General features: G+C 46.2%; 13 protein-coding genes. 5 read left to right on the forward strand and 8 right to left on the reverse strand.

Annotation, left to right across the window (positions count from 1 at the left end; genetic code table 11):
• The 3 genes from QUA54_RS28145 to QUA54_RS28155 all read left to right on the forward strand — a co-directional run.
• Positions 1-1,601 (forward strand): WD40 repeat domain-containing protein (locus QUA54_RS28145; RefSeq protein WP_333417642.1); only part of this gene is annotated, 1,601 nt, incomplete at its 5' end.
• Positions 1,598-2,725, forward strand: coding sequence for an ATP-binding protein (locus QUA54_RS28150; protein WP_333417644.1), 1,128 nt, complete (start codon positions 1,598-1,600; stop codon positions 2,723-2,725). The genes QUA54_RS28145 and QUA54_RS28150, both read left to right, overlap by 4 nt.
• 303 nt (positions 2,726-3,028) lie before the next feature.
• Entirely contained in the window at positions 3,029-3,610 is a 582-nt protein-coding gene (locus tag QUA54_RS28155; protein ID WP_333417646.1) for an HAD family hydrolase, read from the forward strand.
• Between the two features lie 24 nt (positions 3,611-3,634).
• On the opposite strand, the gene QUA54_RS28160 is transcribed toward QUA54_RS28155, so the two are convergent.
• The 5 genes from QUA54_RS28160 to ftsH2 all read right to left on the reverse strand — a co-directional run bounded on the left by QUA54_RS28160 (position 3,635) and on the right by ftsH2 (position 11,771).
• On the reverse strand, positions 3,635-4,855 hold the full coding sequence (locus QUA54_RS28160) for an ATP-binding protein (RefSeq protein ID WP_333417648.1): 1,221 nt from the start codon (positions 4,853-4,855) through the stop codon (positions 3,635-3,637).
• A 6-nt stretch (positions 4,856-4,861) separates the two neighbouring features.
• On the reverse strand, positions 4,862-7,789 hold the full coding sequence (locus QUA54_RS28165) for a PAS domain S-box protein (protein ID WP_333417649.1): 2,928 nt from the start codon (positions 7,787-7,789) through the stop codon (positions 4,862-4,864).
• A 123-nt stretch (positions 7,790-7,912) separates the two neighbouring features.
• Positions 7,913-9,202: an aminopeptidase P N-terminal domain-containing protein gene (locus QUA54_RS28170; protein ID WP_333417651.1), complete on the reverse strand. Its 1,290-nt coding sequence runs from the start codon at positions 9,200-9,202 to the stop codon at positions 7,913-7,915.
• Between the two features lie 138 nt (positions 9,203-9,340).
• Complete coding sequence (locus QUA54_RS28175; protein ID WP_333417653.1) at positions 9,341-9,751, reverse strand: hypothetical protein; 411 nt, start codon at positions 9,749-9,751, stop codon at positions 9,341-9,343.
• Between the two features lie 133 nt (positions 9,752-9,884).
• Positions 9,885-11,771 carry an ATP-dependent zinc metalloprotease FtsH2 gene (gene ftsH2, locus QUA54_RS28180; protein ID WP_172185051.1) on the reverse strand — a complete coding sequence of 629 codons (1,887 nt, stop codon included), beginning with the start codon at positions 11,769-11,771 and terminating at the stop codon, positions 9,885-9,887.
• A 322-nt stretch (positions 11,772-12,093) separates the two neighbouring features.
• Here ftsH2 and QUA54_RS28185 point away from each other — a divergent pair, with 322 nt between their 5' ends.
• Together QUA54_RS28185 and QUA54_RS28190 are read left to right on the forward strand one after the other, a co-directional pair.
• Positions 12,094-13,176 (forward strand): ParM/StbA family protein, encoded by a 1,083-nt coding sequence (locus tag QUA54_RS28185; protein WP_172185049.1) that lies wholly within the window; start codon positions 12,094-12,096, stop codon positions 13,174-13,176.
• Between the two features lie 20 nt (positions 13,177-13,196).
• Positions 13,197-13,715, forward strand: coding sequence for a hypothetical protein (locus tag QUA54_RS28190; protein WP_333191691.1), 519 nt, complete (start codon positions 13,197-13,199; stop codon positions 13,713-13,715).
• A 180-nt stretch (positions 13,716-13,895) separates the two neighbouring features.
• On the opposite strand, the gene QUA54_RS28195 is transcribed toward QUA54_RS28190, so the two are convergent.
• The 3 genes from QUA54_RS28195 to QUA54_RS28205 all read right to left on the reverse strand — a co-directional run bounded on the left by QUA54_RS28195 (position 13,896) and on the right by QUA54_RS28205 (position 17,501).
• On the reverse strand, positions 13,896-14,819 hold the full coding sequence (locus tag QUA54_RS28195; protein ID WP_333417655.1) for a hypothetical protein: 924 nt from the start codon (positions 14,817-14,819) through the stop codon (positions 13,896-13,898).
• A 246-nt stretch (positions 14,820-15,065) separates the two neighbouring features.
• Positions 15,066-16,463, reverse strand: coding sequence for a magnesium transporter (gene mgtE / locus QUA54_RS28200; protein ID WP_333417657.1), 1,398 nt, complete (start codon positions 16,461-16,463; stop codon positions 15,066-15,068).
• A 153-nt stretch (positions 16,464-16,616) separates the two neighbouring features.
• Positions 16,617-17,501 carry an amino acid ABC transporter substrate-binding protein gene (locus QUA54_RS28205; RefSeq protein WP_333417659.1) on the reverse strand — a complete coding sequence of 295 codons (885 nt, stop codon included), beginning with the start codon at positions 17,499-17,501 and terminating at the stop codon, positions 16,617-16,619.
• Between the last annotated feature and the right edge of the window lie 229 nt (positions 17,502-17,730).

Below are 17,730 nucleotides of genomic sequence, written 5' to 3' on the forward strand. Positions count from 1 at the left end.
TAGCCGTCACTGCTGATGGCAAGCGGGCGATTTCCGGTTCATATGACAACACCCTCAAAGTCTGGGATTTAACAACTGGACAGCAACTGTTTACCCTCGAAGGTCACAGCAGCTCAGTAAATGCAGTAGCCGTCACTGCTGATGGCAAGCGGGCGATTTCCGGTTCATATGACAACACCCTCAAAGTCTGGGATTTAACAACTCCAAAGGAACAGTTTACTCTTGAAGGTCACAGCAACTCAGTAAATGCAGTAGCCATCACTGCTGATGGCACGCGGGCGATTTCCGGTTCAGATGACAATACGATCAAAGTCTGGGATTTAACAACTCGAAAGGAACAGTTTACCCTCGAAGGTCACAGCAACTCAGTAAATGCAGTAGCCGTCACTGCTGATGGCAAGCGGGCAATTTCTGCTTCATCTGACAACACCCTTAAAGTCTGGGATTTAACAACTGGACAGGAACTGTTTACCCTCGAAGGTCACAGCAGCTCAGTAAATGCAGTAGCCGTCACTGCTGATGGCAAGCGGGCGATTTCTGGTTCCTATGACAACACCCTCAAAGTCTGGGATTTAACAACTGAGGATGAACAGTTTACTCTTGAAGGTCACAGCGACTGGGTAAACGTAGTAGCCATCACTGCTGATGGCACGCGGGCGATTTCTGGTTCCTATGACAACGCCCTCAAAGTCTGGGATTTAACAACTCGAAAGGAACAGTTTACTCTTGAAGGTCACAGCGAATTGGTAAAAGCAGTAGCAGTCACTGCTGATGGGAAGCGGGCGATTTCTGGTTCCTATGACAATACGATCAAAGTCTGGGATTTAACAACTGAGGATGAACAGTTTACTCTTGAAGGTCACAGGGGCTGGGTTGGAGTAGCAGTCACTGCTGATGGCAAGCGGGGGATTTCTGGTTCAAAAGACAACACCCTCAAAGTCTGGGATTTAACAACTGGAGATGAACTGTTTACTTTAAAAGGTCATAGCAACTCGGTAAATGCAGTAGCAGTGACTGCTGATGGCAAGCTGGCAATTTCTGGTTCAAAAGACAATATCCTCAAAGTCTGGGATTTAACAACTGGAGATGAACTGTTTACTTTAAAAGGTCATAGCAACTCGGTAAATGCAGTAGCAGTGACTGCTGATGGCAAGCTGGCAATTTCTGGTTCAAAAGACAACACCCTCAAAGTCTGGGATTTAACTACTCGAAAGGAACTGTTTACTTTAAAAGGTCATAGCAACTGGGTAAATGCAGTAGCAGTCACTGCTGATGGCAAGCTGGCAATTTCTGGTTCAAGAGACAACACCCTCAAAGTCTGGGATTTAACTACTCGAAAGGAACTGTTTACTTTAAAAGGTCATAGCAACTCGGTAAATGCAGTAGCAGTGACTGCTGATGGCAAGCTGGCAATTTCTGGTTCAAGAGACAACACAATCAAAGTCTGGGATGTGTCGAGTGGAAATATCCTTGCTAGTTTCACGGGTGAAAGTTCGATCGCCTCTTGCGCCATTGAACCCGATGGAGTCACAATTGTCGCAGGCACTCGATCCGGCCGCGTATATTTCCTGCGGCTAGAAGGGGTGGAGGCACTAACATGAATTCCTCACCTCTCTCAACTCCCATCTCTATTGATTCTTACCCAAAAGAATTTCAGCAACTCCTGCGAGAAAAAATCGAGAATTTTGCAGGGCGCAAGTTTGTTTTTTCTGCCATTTCCGACTTTCTGGACTCCCACAGCCGCGGTTATTTCACAATTGTCGGCACACCCGGCTGCGGCAAAAGTTCCATCCTCGCCCAATATGTCACCGCCCATCCTCGCAGTATTTATTACAACGCTGCAGTTGAGGGCAAAAATCGAGCTGAAGATTTTCTCGCTTCTGTCTGCACTCAACTGATTGACAAATACCTTGCTGCCAATGGGGAAACATCGGAAATTGTCAAGCTAAGATCTCAACTTCAAAATCTCGAATCCGATGATGGGAGTTGGTTTCTGTCTTTGTTGCTTCAGCAAATTAGCGATAAATTAAACGATCGCCAAAAGTTGATAATAGTCATTGATTCTGTAGACGCGATCGCCCGCACCAGTCAGCCTCCCAGCTCAAATCTGTTTTATCTGCCGAGATATTTGGGCGATCGTACTTATTTTATCCTCGCCCGCCGCCCGTTTTTGAGAGAGAAATCCGGTTTGTTAATTGAAACGCCCTCTCAAACTCTCGATTTAAGAGATTATCCCGCCCAAAATCGCGAAGATGCCCTTGACTACATTCAGCAATACCTATCAACTGCACCGGATTTAACTCAACCCGAATTCTGCCAACAACTCGCCACTGTCAGCGAAAACAATTTCATGTATCTGAGTCAGATGTTAAGGGCGATCGGCGAGAATTCACACCCCGATGCTAATCTGGAAGATACCTCACTTTTCCCTGAACTTCCTCCCGGTTTAGCAGCGTATTATCAAAACCACTGGCTGCGGATGAGAGGTGATGCTTTATCGGCGATCGAGTTGTCTGTGCTGAATGTTTTGATAAAATCCACAACAGGTTTGTCTGTAAGTGCGATATCCAATATAATTCATGAGGATGAATACGAGGTTGAAAAAACATTAGACAATTGGATCGAGTTCTTAAATAAACAAGAAATTGGAGGAGAAATTTGCTATAGTTTGTATCATAATAGTTTCCGCCAATGGCTGGGAAAACAATCTATTTTAGAATCATGATGAGGACACGGCAGTGTCCAAGGCGTGTCAACTTAACGTTACACCGATAGTCCGACAGGGGTTGAAACCCCTGTCTCAAAGCTGAAGTCCTCTAAAAGAGGACTAATGAATTATTCAGTCCTCTTTTAGAGGACTTTCGCTATTAGACAGGGAATTCATTCCCTGGCGGACTGCCGGGTAGGCGGGAGGACTAGCGGACGAAAAGCTTAAGTTGACACGCCTTGGGCATTGCCGTGTCCTGAATGTGGGTAATATCAATTCCGATGCCACCGAGTTTTATATTATATCAAAAACAATACAACAATGAAACGAGCAGTATTTCTTGACCGAGATGGCGTTCTCAATATCGAAGTGGGCTACATCCACAAAGTAGAAGATTTGCATTTAATCCCCGGAATAGCTGAAGCTGTACGCCGTTTAAATGACCAACAAATATTTTGCTGTTTGGTTTCCAATCAATCGGGCCCAGCGAGGGGTTATAATCCCGTCAGCCATGTAGAAGCTTTGCACAAACGCCTGTGTCAGCTATTAGAAAATGAAGCTGGAGCCAAGTTAGATGCTCTTTATTACTGTCCTTATTTAAGTGCAGCCGAAGGCGGAACAAACCCAGAATTTACGCGGTATACGACTTGGCGAAAACCAAATACGGGGATGTTGGTAGCGGCGGCTTGGGAACACGATTTGGATTTGCGGAATAGTTTTATGGTGGGGGATAAAGCGACTGATGTTGATATGGCTCACAATGCCGGCTGTACTGGCATTTTGGTGCAGACTGGTTACGGGAAAAGCGTGTTGAGCGGTGAGTATCAGCATCATACTAAACCGGATTTTATTGCAGCCAATTTGGCGGTGGCTGTGGAGTGGATTTTGCAACACTTTGATTAGTGTTTGTAGTGGTATTTAAGTTGTTTATCGTTGAGTCTTAGAGGAAAGGGCAAGGTAAGGAAGCGCGACTGTGAAGGTTGTACCAACGCCGATTTTGCTTTCGCAGGCGATCGCACCTCCTTGCAATTCCACAGCTTTTTTAACAATTGTTAATCCCAAACCGTTACCTTTAATCTTTCCGGTATTCTTGCAGCGGTAAAACATTTCAAAGATTTTCCCTACTTCCGTTTCGGGGATGCCGATACCTTCGTCTCGGATACGCATAATTAGTAAAGGAGAGTTACTATTTATAAATTGAGAATTGCCAAACAAACAGTGAGGAGATAAGCAGAAAATAGCTTCTTTGTCTCCCTTGCCTGCTTGACGGTATTCCAATTCCAAGGTGACTTGCCCGCCGTTGGGGGAATATTTGATGGCATTGACGATTAAGTTAGAAATAATGCCGTGCAGCAATTGTTGATCTAACATCGCGCTGGTAACATCTGACGGGATTAATGTTAGTTTGTGCTTGGCTTCATTTCCTAACTGCAATTGAGCGAGCAATTCTTGACAAAATTCGACTAAATTTATCGGTAATGGATTGCATTTGAGTTTGCCTGCTTCTGCTCTACCCATGAACAGCATATCGTCGATTAGCTGGTTCATCTTTTGGGTAGCTGAGTGCACCAGCCGCAGGGTTCTAACTTGGGATTCGCCACTGCTGCGAGTTCGATCGCTCTCTAGGAGTTCCGCAGAGATTAAAATTGCGTTGAGCGGGTTGCGCAATTCGTGAGCGGCCATTGAAATATAATGATTTTGGCGGTGCGATTTTTCTTCCAGCGACTCTCTGGCTGCTTCCGAGGCTTTGAGAGATTCTCGCATCTTGGTTTCGATTTCGTGTCTGTGCAGGGCAATCTCGATCGCCACCCGTAAATCATGTTGTTGAAAGGGTTTTATAATGTAACCGAATGGATCTGTAAGTTTCGCTCTTTGCAGCGTTTTATCGTCGGCATAAGCTGTTAAAAATACTGTCGGCACATTCCTATTAGTTCGGATTTTTTCTGCCGCTGTTACTCCGTCCATGTCACCTTTAAGCACGATGTCCATCAACACCAAATTTGGCGGGTTTTCTATAGCTTTTTGAATTGCTTCTTCTCCAGAAGAGACTGTAGCTGTTACGACATATCCGAGTTTTTTTAATCGACCTGCTATGTCTTGCGCTACAATAACTTCGTCTTCTACAACCAAAATTTTTATAGGGTTCATTTTTTTTTAAATGCGCTGCCGATAATTTAATTCTTTGAAAATTAGATTGTAGCAAGTTCCACACTGACTGTCAATGGCAATACTCGCCTCTAATTGGTAAGCCAACATTTTAACTAATTGCAATCCTAATGTCTCAGTATTTTCCACATCAAAATTATCCGGAAATCCGCGACCGTTATCTTGAATAGTTAAGTTAAATTGGTGATTGCTGCCTTCAAAAAATTTAATACTAATTTCCCCTCCTAAGCTAGGGGGAAAGGCATATTTCAACGAATTAGAAACCAGTTCGTTAATAATTAACCCGCAAGGAATCGCTGTTTCTATGTTTAAACAAATGGGGTCAACGTTGAGAGTGAATTGGATTGCAGTGTTGCCGCACCCAAAAGATTGATACAAATTAGCAACTAAGTTTTCGACGTAGAGGGGGAGGTCGATCCGATCGAGATGTTCGGATTGATACAGTTGCTCGTGAATCAAAGCCATTGAATGGATTCGGGTCTGGCTTTCTTCAAATAAAGTTAGCATCGCTTCGTCTTCAATGTATTGAGCTTGAAGTTGCAGCAAGCTGGAAATTACCTGCATATTATTTTTGACGCGGTGGTGAATTTCTTTGAGCAATACTTCTTTTTCGCGGAGTGCTGCTTGGATGCGGGCCTCGGTCAATTTGCGATCGCTGATATCTTCGCCAATACCAGCGATGCGGTAAATTTTGCCCGCTTCGTCGTAAATGGAAAAAGCTCGATCGCACACCCAGCGCATTGTGCCGTCTGGCCGTAAAATCCGATATTCGGTACTGGTGGACTCGCCCTGCAACACTCGCCCCATTGCCTCTTGCAACAAATGTTTATCTTCTGGATGCACCCACTCCATCATTTTTAAGGGCTCGGCATATAATTCTTCGCGACTGCGCCCCCAGATGTTTTCGTAAGCTGGACTCAGATACAATAAATCGGTGAATTCAGCAGACATCAGCCAGAAGGAATCTTGGATATTTTCTGCTAGTTGGCGGAAGCGTTCTTCACTTTCACGGATAGTTTTTTCTGCCTGTTTGCGTTCACTTATATCTTCTGCAATGCCAACGATGCGGTAAACTTGACCAGCTTGATTTCTAATCGGAAAAGCCCGAGCGCGAATCCAGCGGATTTTGCCGTCCGGCCTGACAATTCGATATTCGATATCTTCTTCAGACTCAATTTGTTTAGTGAAGGTAGCAATAATGCGGTCGCGATCTTCTGGATGGAAGGACTCTGTAAAAAAGCGCCCGTAAGCATACAAATCAGCACAGCTTCTGCCCCAAATTTTTGCATAACCCGGACTGATATAAATAATTTCCTGGGGTTGAACGTTTAACATCCAAAACACGCTTTCAATGTTTTCTGCTAGCTGTCGGAACCTTTCTTCGCTCTCTTTCAGTGCTGCTTCCGTTTTTTTGCGCTCGCTAATATCTTCTGTTACTACTACATTGTAAGTTGCCCCGCTCAGCGGTTCTTTGATTAGCGATACTGTAATATTTACCCAAACTACAGTGCCGTCTGTGCGCAGCAAGCGTTTTTCCATTTTATAACTGTCAACTTCCCCGGCAAATAATTTCTTATTTTGTTCTAAATCTGCATCTATATCTTCTGGGTAAGTAACGTCCATCCAAGTTCGCGACAGCAGTTCGCTCGCAGTATATCCCACGATCTCGCAGAATTTTTGATTGACTCGCAAATAGCGGCCTGTTTGGTCAGGGTGGGTAATGCCAACTGCCGCTTGTTCGACGGTTGCCCGAAAGCGTTCTTCGCTATCTCTGAGGGTTGCTTCTGCTTTTTTGCGATCGCTAATATCGCGCTGCACGCCAAAATATCCGACGATTCTGCCCTGGGAATCGTAAATGCAAATATAGTCGCCTTCCACCCAAATTATAACCCCGTCAAACTTGCGATTGTCATTTTTGATGTGAATTCTGCCAGCATCAAAAAATTGCCTGATTATCTCTCTGCCGCCAGTCAAGTTGTGGGAGAAAAAAGAGTCAAGCGTCCGACCAATAAACTCTTCCCTAGTACCTCCGTATTGAGCGATCACTGCATCGTTTGCCTTCGTTACCCGCCCGTTAGCAAACACGTAATCCAAAACTTTTTCTTTTTCAACTGTATCGTCCCAGTTAATCGGTTCGTCCAGCATCAGAAAGAAAAAGCCATCTAAAGATTGAGAGAAAAACAATTCTAGCTGTTCCTGACTTTCCCGCAGAGCTTCTTCGGCGCGCCAGCGATAGATAATTTCTTCCTGCAATTGATTGTTGGCTGTTTTCAAGTCTTCAGTGCGCTTTTGATATTTAATTTCTAGCTGATTTGTGATTTCTTCCCGCGCTATTTCTGCCTGTTTTTTTTCGGTAATATCTTGAGTAACGACCATCCCTGCAAAAATTTCTTCCCGGTTGTTTTTGACGGGAGCAATTGTTGTTGAATAAACGCGACCGCCGTATTTATATTCAAAAGTATTCTCTTTTCCTGCCAAAGCCGCGCGATATGTAGTCTCAAAAAGTGGCAAATCTTCTGGTGGCGATACTTCCCACAATGTTTTGCCTTCCAACAGTTCTTTGGACAAACCAACTACTGCCAACCCTAGCCCGTCAACCAGAGTATAGCGCAAATCGCGATCGAACAAAAACACCGACCCATTCGGATAATGTTTGATGAGAGTTCGATACATTTCCTGGCTTTTTTCCAGAGATGCGATTAACCGAATGCGATCGTCGTCGGTGATATCTAATTCAGTTGCCGAACCCGAAAAGCCAGCATTCTCGACTGCTTTGAGTTGTGCTTCTAATTTCTGGCACAATTCTCTCTGCTGCTGCAAATCCTCTTCAAGTTGCCGAATTTTTGCTTTTTGCTCTGCTACTAATGCTTCGCAGGTTTCGGGAGGTCGATCGATCTTGGTAGGATCAATACACATAATGGCTCTAGGTTTGGCAGTTGCGGACTTGAGCTGTTTCAAGCCAATACTAACAAAGCTCAAGCCTTTACTGCCAACTTAATTAGTCAATCTTTCTAGACTTGGGCCCAAAGCCTTCCACCTTTATTTAGGAACTCCCGCCGTCAAGACTTCCTGACCCTCAAGTGTCACCAAAACATCATCTTCAATTCTCACGCCAATACCGCGCCATTGTTCAGGAACCTCCGGCTGTCCTTCAACGGGTTTAATATGAGGAGAAATATAAATCCCCGGTTCCACCGTCAGCACTTGTCCTGGCTGCAAAACTTGCGGATTTTCGCCGTACTGATAAACGCCGACATCGTGCACGTCCAATCCCAGCCAATGACCAGTGCGGTGCATATAAAATGGCTTGTATTTCTCTTCTTTAATTATCTCTTCAATGTCCCCCACCAAAAGTTTTAAATCCATTAAACCTTCCACCAAAACGCGCACGGCTGTTTCGTGAATTTTGCTGTAAGGATTTCCCGGATATACTTGACTAATTGCCTGCAATTGTGCTTGCAAAACTAAGTCATAAATTATCTGTTGTTCGGCTGTAAATTTGCCGCTGACAGGAAAGGTGCGAGTAATATCAGCGTTGTAGTAGTCGCAAGCACAACCGGCATCTATTAGCAACAAATCGTTTTCCTGCATTTGTCGGTTGTTTTCGATGTAGTGGAGGACGCAAGAATTGTAACCGGATGCAACAATTGAAGGGTAAGCGGGAGTGCAGCCATTTAAGCCAAAAGTATGTTCTATTTCAGCTTGAATTTCGTATTCGTACCTGCCAGGTTTGGCGAATTCTTGGGCGCGGTTGTGCGCTGCAACTGAGATATTAGCGGCTTTTCGCATTAATGCTAATTCTGTTTCGCTTTTCACTAGCCGCATCGGGTGTAAAATGATGTTGGAATCTTCGATTGCTGTGGGGCCTGTGCCGCGTTTCGGGTAGGTTGCCATCAAGCGCTGCCAGTGATTGAGGACTGTTTGGTCGAAAGTACGATCGCGCCCGAAGTGATAGTATATGCGATCGGCTTTTTCTAAATATTTCGGCAATTTTTCCGCAAGTTCGGCGATGGGGAAAGCTTCATCCGCGCCGTACAATTCCTTAGCGCCTTCTACTCCGGCGCGATAACCGTGCCAAGTTTCTTTTTCCAAGTCTTTTGGCTGCACAAACAAAACAAACTTGTGTTCTTCGTGGTGCGGCGCGAGCACTGCTACCGCCGCAGCTTCGTTGAAACCGGTTAAGTAGAAAAAATCGCTATCTTGTCGGTATGCGTATTCTACATCGTTGTGCATGACGGCTGCGGGCGCGCTGCGAAATATCGCCGTCCCGCTGCCAATTTTGGCCATTAACTGTTCGCGTCTTTGCCGGTATTCGGTGGGGTTTGTCATCCGATTTTAGATTTTAGATTTTAGATTTTAGATTGAGTGTAATATTAACACTCGGCGGTTTCAAGCGCTGCTTGTCAAACTTGCACCCGCAAGCCCAAGGTTGAAGAGATAGGCGATCGGTTTTTTTTCTTGGTCTACTTATTTATTCTCTTGTTCTGCGATCGCCAATTGACAAGTATAGTCAACCAGCCCCGACAAAGATGAGTTGCGATCGACTAAAGTCCATCTGGGATCGAAATTCGACCAATTTTCGCCATCTTCGCTAACTCTGACAGTTCTAAACTGTCGCTGCTGGCAGTTAACTTCCATTTGCGCCAACAATTTCTGGTTACTAAACTGTTGAGTTCCTAAAATAGTTCTGACTGGATAAGAAGGAGCACCGGGAATATCGGATTTACTTAATTCAACGGTGCTGGGGTCGAGGCAAATATCTACAAAACATCTTAATTTTTCAGCGCTGGCGCTCAAAGTATTGACACAAACAAAAATAAAAGTTGCTATTAAAAAAAATAACGAATTCTTAGTATGTATGGCAAATTTAGTATTCATCTGCGTTAATTGGCGTTTAGGAGCGGTTTAATATTATTGACAGTTTAATGAAAAAGTAGGGACGTGGCAATAGTGCTGCGTCCCTACTTTTTAAAGACACGGCATCGCCGTGTCCCTAATTTTTAAACAAGTCTTAAAGCTGAGGAACGTATTGTTCTTTTTCAGGAACAAAAGTGTATTCAGAGACGATTAGGCGCAACTCTTCGCCGTCGATGGTTTCTTTTTCGATCAACAAATCGACTAAGCGATCGACCACGGTGCGATTTTCGCGAATAATTCGGCGGGCGTCGTCGTAGCAGCGATCGACAATTTCCCGGACTTGTCCGTCAATCCGAGAGGCAATTTCTTCGGAATATTCCGATCGCGCTGTGTAGTCGCGGCCGAGGAAAATTTCGCTTTGCTGAGCTTCCAGGGCTATCGGGCCCAAGGTAGACATCCCGTAGCGAGTCACCATTTGGCGTGCCATACCGCTGACTTGCTGCAAGTCGTTGCCGGCACCGGTGGTTACTTCGGCATCGCCGAAAACTACTTCTTCGGCTGCGCGGCCACCCAAAGCACCGCTAATCCGGGCCAAAATTTGCGATCGAGAAATCAAACCTTGGTCTTCGCTGGGCATGAACCAAGTCAAGCCGCGGGCCTGTCCGCGAGGAACTAAGGTAACTTTTTGAACTGGATCGTGGGCTTGAATGATTGTACCGACGATCGCGTGGCCGATTTCGTGGTAAGCAATCAAGCGCTTGCTCTTGCTGTCCACCAAGGGAGTGCCTTCCATACCTGCTACCACGCGATCGACTGCATCGTCAACTTCGAGCATCGTAATCGCTTCTTTCCGGCGGCGGGCAGTTAAAATAGCAGCTTCGTTGAGCAAGTTAGCCAAATCAGCCCCGGTAAAACCGGGAGTGCGGCGGGCGATGGCGTCCAAAGAAATCTCCGGAGACAGCTTCTTGTTGCGCGCGTGAACTTCCAAAATTTCCAAGCGGCCTTTGATATCCGGCGTATCTACGCTAACTTGGCGGTCAAAACGTCCCGGACGCAGCAGCGCTGAGTCGAGCACGTCGGGGCGGTTCGTGGCAGCAATGATGATAATGCCAGTATTGCCCTCAAAACCGTCCATTTCGGTCAGCAACTGGTTCAAGGTTTGTTCCCGTTCGTCGTTACCGCCGCCGATACCGGCGCCGCGCTGGCGGCCCACTGCATCGATTTCATCGATAAAGATGATGCAAGGAGCATTTTCTTTCGCTTTCTTGAACAAGTCGCGAACGCGGGAAGCGCCGACACCGACGAACATTTCGACAAATTCCGAACCGGAGATGCTGAAGAAAGGCACGCCGGCTTCGCCTGCGATCGCTTTTGCCAGCAGGGTTTTACCGGTTCCGGGAGGGCCCACTAGCAGCACGCCTTTGGGAATCTTCGCCCCAACTGCGGTGAAGCGTTCGGGTTTTTTGAGGAATGTCACCACTTCTTGAAGTTCTTCTTTGGCTTCCTCAACGCCTGCTACGTCGTCGAACAGTACGCCTGTTTTAGCTTCCATTTGAAAGCGAGCTTTGGACTTGCCAAAATTCATGGCTTGGCCCGGGCCGCCGGGAACGTTGCCACCGCGGCGGAAGAGGAAAAACAGCCCTCCTACTAACAAGAGGGGAAATACTAGATTGCCTAAAAGTCCCCAGACAGCGCCGTCGTTGCGCAGTGGGTGAGTGTCGAAGCTGATTTTGGAGTCTCTGAGTCTAGAAACCAGTTCCGGGGCATTTGAGGGCAAGTCCACCCGCCACCGCTGCTCGTGATTGTCCAGTTCGGGATCGACTGCTAGGACAATAGCCGTCCGGCCTCCGTCGTAAAGGTCAACGCTGGTCACTCGGCCGGCGTTTAAGTAATCTAAGAATCGACCGTAGCTGAGGCGGGTACTGGCGGTGTTCTTGGTCATTTCTGTGGGGGATGGGGCAAAGGCCCCCTGCCACAAGAAAAAGCCGATGACTAAGGCGGGTAAAGTCCAAAGTAGTATAGTTCGCCAAGAAATTTTCATAAATGCGGATGCCTTGAATTGGGGACAGATCGGGTAAGATCGCGGTGTCGGAGAAGTGCGACAAAAGTTTACACTCAGAATCTTAACTAAATTTAACTTAACAATGCACTCTCAGGCAACAGAGCTTAAACGACGATCGCTCCAGAAAAAGTTAGGTTAGTTACGGTAAGGGCGATCGTCCCGAATATAATGTTTGGTGCTGATTTCGATACCAATCTAGGTAGAGTTAGAAGAATCGCCGCAAAACCCACTGTCTTTAATCGTGGCAGTGTCAAGGGATAAGGCATGATAATGGTGAGGCTCAGTGAGGTAACACATTTCAATGACAACTAGACAGCTTGTTCCTAATTCGGCTATGCTGACGCAGCAGACTAAGATCGCTTCTCACAAATCGATTATTAGTGCTGATTTGGGTCGGACGGCAACTAAAGCCTGCGTGAGTCGCAACCCCAGCAGCGTTGTTTTCATCCCTGCCAACGTGGCTGCTATGCCCGTTGAAAAGGTTCGTGGCGGCAGCTTTGAGTCGAAAGCAACAGACCCTCTGTTGGATATGTGGCTGGAGTACCAGGGCAAAGGGTACGCTATAGGCCAACTGGCTGCAGATTTTGGCGCTAATCTCGGCGGCGCCGACCAGTCGAAAGTAGTAGATGCTTTGGTTAAGGTTTTTTCCTGTGCTGGATATTTCCAGATGAAGGGCGAAATAGCAGTTGTGCTGGGTTTGCCGTTTTATTCCCAGGATCAGTTTGAGAAAGAAAAGGAAGAGATTATCAGCCAACTTCGCTCTCCCCACGTTGTGGTGTACAGGGGCGAGCGTGTGGATATTAACATCAGTCACGTTTGGGTGATGCCCGAAGGCTTCGGCAGCCTGATTTGGTGCGAGGCTCAAGACAACAAGGAGTTTACGCCGGAGTTGCCCGAACTGTCGGTGGCTGTTGTCGATATCGGACACCAAACTACCGATTTGTTAATGGTCGATCGTTTCCGGTTCGCCCGCGCGGCTTCTAAGAGCGATTCCTTCGCCATGAACAAGTTCTACGAACAAGTTGCCTCAAAGATTCCGGGGGCAGACCCTCAATCTCTGTCTTTACTGGAAGCGGTGAATAAACCAGAAGGGCAGCGTTTCTACCGTCCGAGAGGAGCGACTAAGCCGACTAATTTAGATCCGATTATTAAGGATTTGCGGGAGGCTTTCGCTAACGAACTGTCCGAACGTTTGGTGCAGTGGCTGCCGGAACGGGTGACGGATGTGGTTCTGACTGGCGGCGGCGGCGAGTTTTTCTGGGAGGTGCTGCAACCTTTGCTTAAAGACGCCAATCTTAAGGCTCACTTGGCTCAGCCTTCTCGGAAAGCTAATGCTTTGGGACAGTTTATTTATGCTGAGGCTCAGCTAGCCACGATAAAGTAACGGATTAAGGCTTGAACCCTATGGCACTGTGGGCAAAAAATAAGGCGAATTTCTCGGTGGCGTTTACTGAAGATGCTGCGGATCAAACTTTGCTGGCCGCTATTGAAAAAGAGTTGGCTTTCACGAAGTATCAGACTTTCAGCAATCTCTGCAAGCAAGCTTTGTGGCAGTTTTTGTCTGTATCTGAGTCTGCTAGCTCTACACAGAGCTTTCAACGGTTGGAACAGCGTATTGCTGAACTTGTGGTCAAATTTGCTGAGTTTGAGCACAATGTTTCTGCGGAGGAATTAAGCCGTTTGGAGGGACTGGAACATCACCTGAGTCAACTCAGCGCGCAGTTGGATCAGTTGCAGGGGAGTGTTAACAGTAAGTTTGCTCAAGTTTCTTTTGCCCAAGTTTCAAAAGTAGTAGAGCCTGGCTCGATTGAGTCTGAGTCTGTGGCGGATGATAATTTAGTGTCAGATGCTGAGGTTGCTCCTCCTCGGAATTCCGATCCTTTGTTGGAGCGTTTAAGTTCTTTGTTACCCCAAGATTTCTAGAATGAGGTAGACCCAGGCTAAAAAGCCTTGAGATGTAATGTTAGTGGCCCGCTGTTGGCAGCCGGTACTGAATAAAGAAATAAAACGATCGCTCTTTTAAAAAAAAGGGCGATCGTTTTGTTATTGCCGATTTTAGATTTTAGATTTTAGATTTACTCATTTTTGTCTATACCATTCCCATTATTCGATTAAGCCTAATTTTTGTAATCGCGAACGAATGGCACTAGGCTGTCGCTGAAATCTCTGAACTAATTCGCCAATTTGTTGACCGCTAGCATATTCTTGCTTCAAATTTTCGTCTTCATCCTGACTCCACTTGACATAAGCTCTGGGATATTTCTGGCGAATTTTCTCATTCTGGGTTTTAGGTCGATAGGCTTTCTTTCGATCGGCATTCAAACCCGAACCAAACTCTTGGTTAATTTCCCCCCCGCGACTAGCTACTGCCTCCTGCACGCGGTTGGGAATCACAGCAATTTCTTGAGATAGCTCAGCCAAAGCATTGTCAACTTTTTGCTGAAGTTCTGTTAGCTGCCGCTGCTGCAAATTGCCCCACTGCGGCAGTTCGTTGATAAACTGCTGCAAGTCCAGAATTATTGTTGTCAAAGTTTCGACTTGTTGCAACTCCGGCCGCTGTTTGAATTGGCGGCTGGTGAGTTCGATCTCGCTTTGAATCATTTTAATAGTTTTTTCTAAAATTATTAATCGCTGGCGCAGGTTCTCAATTGCTGAAATGAGAGAGTGCACATTTTCTCCCTGCCCAACAGTGAGATTTTCGCGAGATGTTTTAGAAAGAGCTTCATCTAAAGCATTTACAGCAAGTTGCAATTGCTCGATCGCGCGATCGGTAGTAGCTCCTTGTTGATTTACGCGATCGAACGTTGCCGCCGTACTTGCTTTAACTTGCCCGTGCAACTTCTGCCGGTTCACGAAATTTAACACCAACGAAATCACTACAGGCACTTGAGCATAAACGCTCTGCCCCCAAACCAAACTAACAGCCAATCCCACAGCAGAGGCAGCAAGAAAAACCGCTTCAGCAGTTTCTAACAAATTGCTCGACTTGGGATTTTGGATTTGGGTTTGTGAATTTGATGATGACATAGGCTAATACCATTTTAGATTTTAGATTTTAGATTTTAGATTTTAGATTTGGAATGACTGATGAAGCTCGGAGTTTGGAACACGGGCCTATAGTTGCATTCTTTTTTTCAACTGGTGCAAGTATGCGGATAAAAATAAAGTACGCGCCAGTGCACATATCCGGTATGGCATCGCACGTTGACCCAGAGTTTAGCAGTGGTGAAAAACAGATTAAGTTTTTTATTGACAGCCATCTAATGAAATATATTAAAGCTGCAAAATTAGTCGAGCTAAAGTGAAATAAATCAAGACCCCGAGGACATCAACTGCGGTGGTAATAAAAGGAGCAGACATTAAAGCGGGGTCTAAACCCAAAGAACGAAATAGAAACGGCAGAGCTGAACCGGCAATAGAAGCTAAAATTGCGATCGCAAACAAACTCACTCCCACCGCGAGTGCCACTGCTAAACTCCCTTGCAGAGTATAAGCCCAGACCGTCGCTACAGTCCCCAATATACCTCCTAGCAGCGCTCCCGCCATCCCCTCGCGAACAATTACTTGAAACGGCCCCATTGCTGTAATTTCATCAGTGTTCAAACCGCGAATTACAACAGTTGAGGACTGAGCTCCGACATTGCCTCCAGTGCCAGTCAGCAGCGGAATAAAGGCTGCTAGGGCGACTACTTGGTGCAAAATATCTTCTTGAGCTCGAATAATTGCGCCGGTGACAGTATTAGTTAAAAGCAGAACAAACAGCCACACGACCCTTTTCCGGGCAACGGTAATTAAATCGGTCTGAAAATAATTGTCGCCGCCGGACTGGACGCCGCCCAAGGTATAAATATCTTTGGCGGCTTCTTGTTCTAAAATGTCGATCGCGTCGTCAACTGTAATGATCCCGACCAGGCGCTGTTCGCGGTCTACAACTGGCACTGCTAAAAAATCGTAACGCTGGATCAGCCTAGCTACTTCTTCTTGATCCGTTCCTGTTTGAACAGAAACTACGTCGCGGGTCATAATTTCGCCCACAGTTTTGTCGAGGGGGGAAGTGACTAAATCCCGCAAGGATAAAATGCCGGTCAAGCTGCGTCCGGCGTCGGTGACGTAAAGAGAATAAATTGTTTCTGTAGTTTTAGCCAAAGAGCGAATTCGGTCTAAAGCTTGGGCGACGGTAAAGCTTTCTTTCAGAGAAATGTATTCCGGGGTCATGATCCGGCCGGCGGTACTGGCTTCGTAACCCAAGAGTTGCGCCGTTGCTTCCCGTTCCGTCGGGCTCAATTCACCCAACAGGCGACGGACTAATATTGCCGGCAGTTCGTCAAAGAGTTTAGCTCGATCGTCCGGCGACATTTTGTCTACAATATCGAGGACTTCTTGGCGTTTGAATTTTTCGCACAGGGACTGCTGAACGCTGGAGTCGAGATATTCGTAAACTGCGATGGCTTCGTCTTTGGAAAGCAAGCGGAAAGCTATTACTTGCATGGTTTCTGGCAAGCCTTCGATAGCTTCAGCTATGTCGGCTTCCTGCACCGGGTGCAAAATCGCTTTTGCTCCTTTAAAGTCTCCTTCTTCCAACAGGGCCCTTAACTGCGATCGAACTAATTCCCGCAGTTCTTTTCGCGCGTAGGTGGGTAGAGAAGACGATTGATAACTTTTTTCTGTCACTGATGACCCTCCTAAACCTGTGCTGCGCGCCTTCCTGAATCCAGTTTAGAGCTTATTGACGCCACTGGTTGCAGCGATCGGACTTGCCCTGACAATCTCCGCATCTTACACCTATTTTTCTGGTGCGCGCCGAGCACCTTGCGCGATTTGGGTTCAAATACATTTATCTTGATCGGCGACACTCATCGGAAAGAAAGGAGAATTGCGCCCGAGCACTTTTTCCAACAGGTTCGTCGAACTTTGATTGCGAATAAAATTATTGACTGTTTCTTTCCATTCAGTGTCACTTGCTGGCAGGATCATGCCGTAGGAAATGCAGGTTAAAGGCTGCTCCGGTATAACAGAATATTGGCTTGGAGTTAAACCCTGTCTCAGAGCTTCTCCTACTAACAACATTCCATCGCTAGCGAAGGCATCGATTGCTCCGGATACCGCATCTTTTACACCAGACTCTCGGCCCCCGATACCTTCATAAATGCGCTGGTTGGCTAGTTGATATCGGCCTGCAATAAATTGTTGGGTAAGAGAACCGCTTAGCACGCCAACGGTCACGTCTTGCAGGAATCCCGAAGGGTTGACTCTCAGTCTGTTTTCTGGCTTGACTAACAAATAAGTGCCGCTGTATAAAAAAGGCAGTGAATATGCAATCCCGCTGGGGGGATTTTTTAGGATTGTATTAGGCCCGCATTCTAGGTGAGCGCGCTTGCTGGTAACGCTGCGAAAGCGCCCTTTTTCGGCTGATTCGTTGAGGTCTGTTTCTATTTTTTCTAAGCGGACGGAGCGATTTATTTTCTTTTCTAAGTCAGCTCTGAAAAATTCTAAGCCTTCGATGCAAACTCCTTGCCATTTTTCGCCTTCTAAGTAGCCGAATGGAGGGGCGTCTTTTCTGATGCCTGCTTTGAGAATTCCGGTTTGCCGAATTTCTTCTAGTGTTGTCTGGGCTGAGGCAACTGTAGGTAAAACAGCAGGGAATAATATCGCAAATATGGCTGTAAATGCTGCGAGTTTTAGGTTTTTGTTAGTTAGTGCTGAGTTCATTAGTTCGGCATCTAAATAGATATTTTACTGGTTTTTAATATGATACACAAAAAAACCATATTGTCAATATATTTTGGTGGTCTAATTTTGGGCGATCGGGCTGTTTTGGGTGCTGCGATCGACTAACTTCAAGCTGCACCCTCTAAAATTAAGTTTCGGGCGTTTTGCCGCATACAAGTGTCGCCTATTTTAATTAAGTCGCCATATCCAAAAATTTACAGCGGCTCTC

This window comes from Microcoleus sp. MOSTC5 (assembly GCF_036701825.1).
GTDB lineage: Bacteria > Cyanobacteriota > Cyanobacteriia > Cyanobacteriales > Microcoleaceae > Microcoleus > Microcoleus asticus.

Coding starts and splice junctions, on each gene's coding strand:
- QUA54_RS28205 (WP_333417659.1), bottom strand. CDS start 17,501: ATGAACTCAGCACTAACTAACAAAAACCTAAAACTCGCAGCATTTACA.
- QUA54_RS28185 (WP_172185049.1), top strand. CDS start 12,094: ATGACAACTAGACAGCTTGTTCCTAATTCGGCTATGCTGACGCAGCAG.
- QUA54_RS28155 (WP_333417646.1), top strand. CDS start 3,029: ATGAAACGAGCAGTATTTCTTGACCGAGATGGCGTTCTCAATATCGAA.
- QUA54_RS28175 (WP_333417653.1), bottom strand. CDS start 9,751: ATGAATACTAAATTTGCCATACATACTAAGAATTCGTTATTTTTTTTA.
- QUA54_RS28160 (WP_333417648.1), bottom strand. CDS start 4,855: ATGAACCCTATAAAAATTTTGGTTGTAGAAGACGAAGTTATTGTAGCG.
- QUA54_RS28150 (WP_333417644.1), top strand. CDS start 1,598: ATGAATTCCTCACCTCTCTCAACTCCCATCTCTATTGATTCTTACCCA.
- QUA54_RS28190 (WP_333191691.1), top strand. CDS start 13,197: ATGGCACTGTGGGCAAAAAATAAGGCGAATTTCTCGGTGGCGTTTACT.
- QUA54_RS28195 (WP_333417655.1), bottom strand. CDS start 14,819: ATGTCATCATCAAATTCACAAACCCAAATCCAAAATCCCAAGTCGAGC.
- QUA54_RS28165 (WP_333417649.1), bottom strand. CDS start 7,789: ATGTGTATTGATCCTACCAAGATCGATCGACCTCCCGAAACCTGCGAA.
- QUA54_RS28170 (WP_333417651.1), bottom strand. CDS start 9,202: ATGACAAACCCCACCGAATACCGGCAAAGACGCGAACAGTTAATGGCC.
- ftsH2 (WP_172185051.1), bottom strand. CDS start 11,771: ATGAAAATTTCTTGGCGAACTATACTACTTTGGACTTTACCCGCCTTA.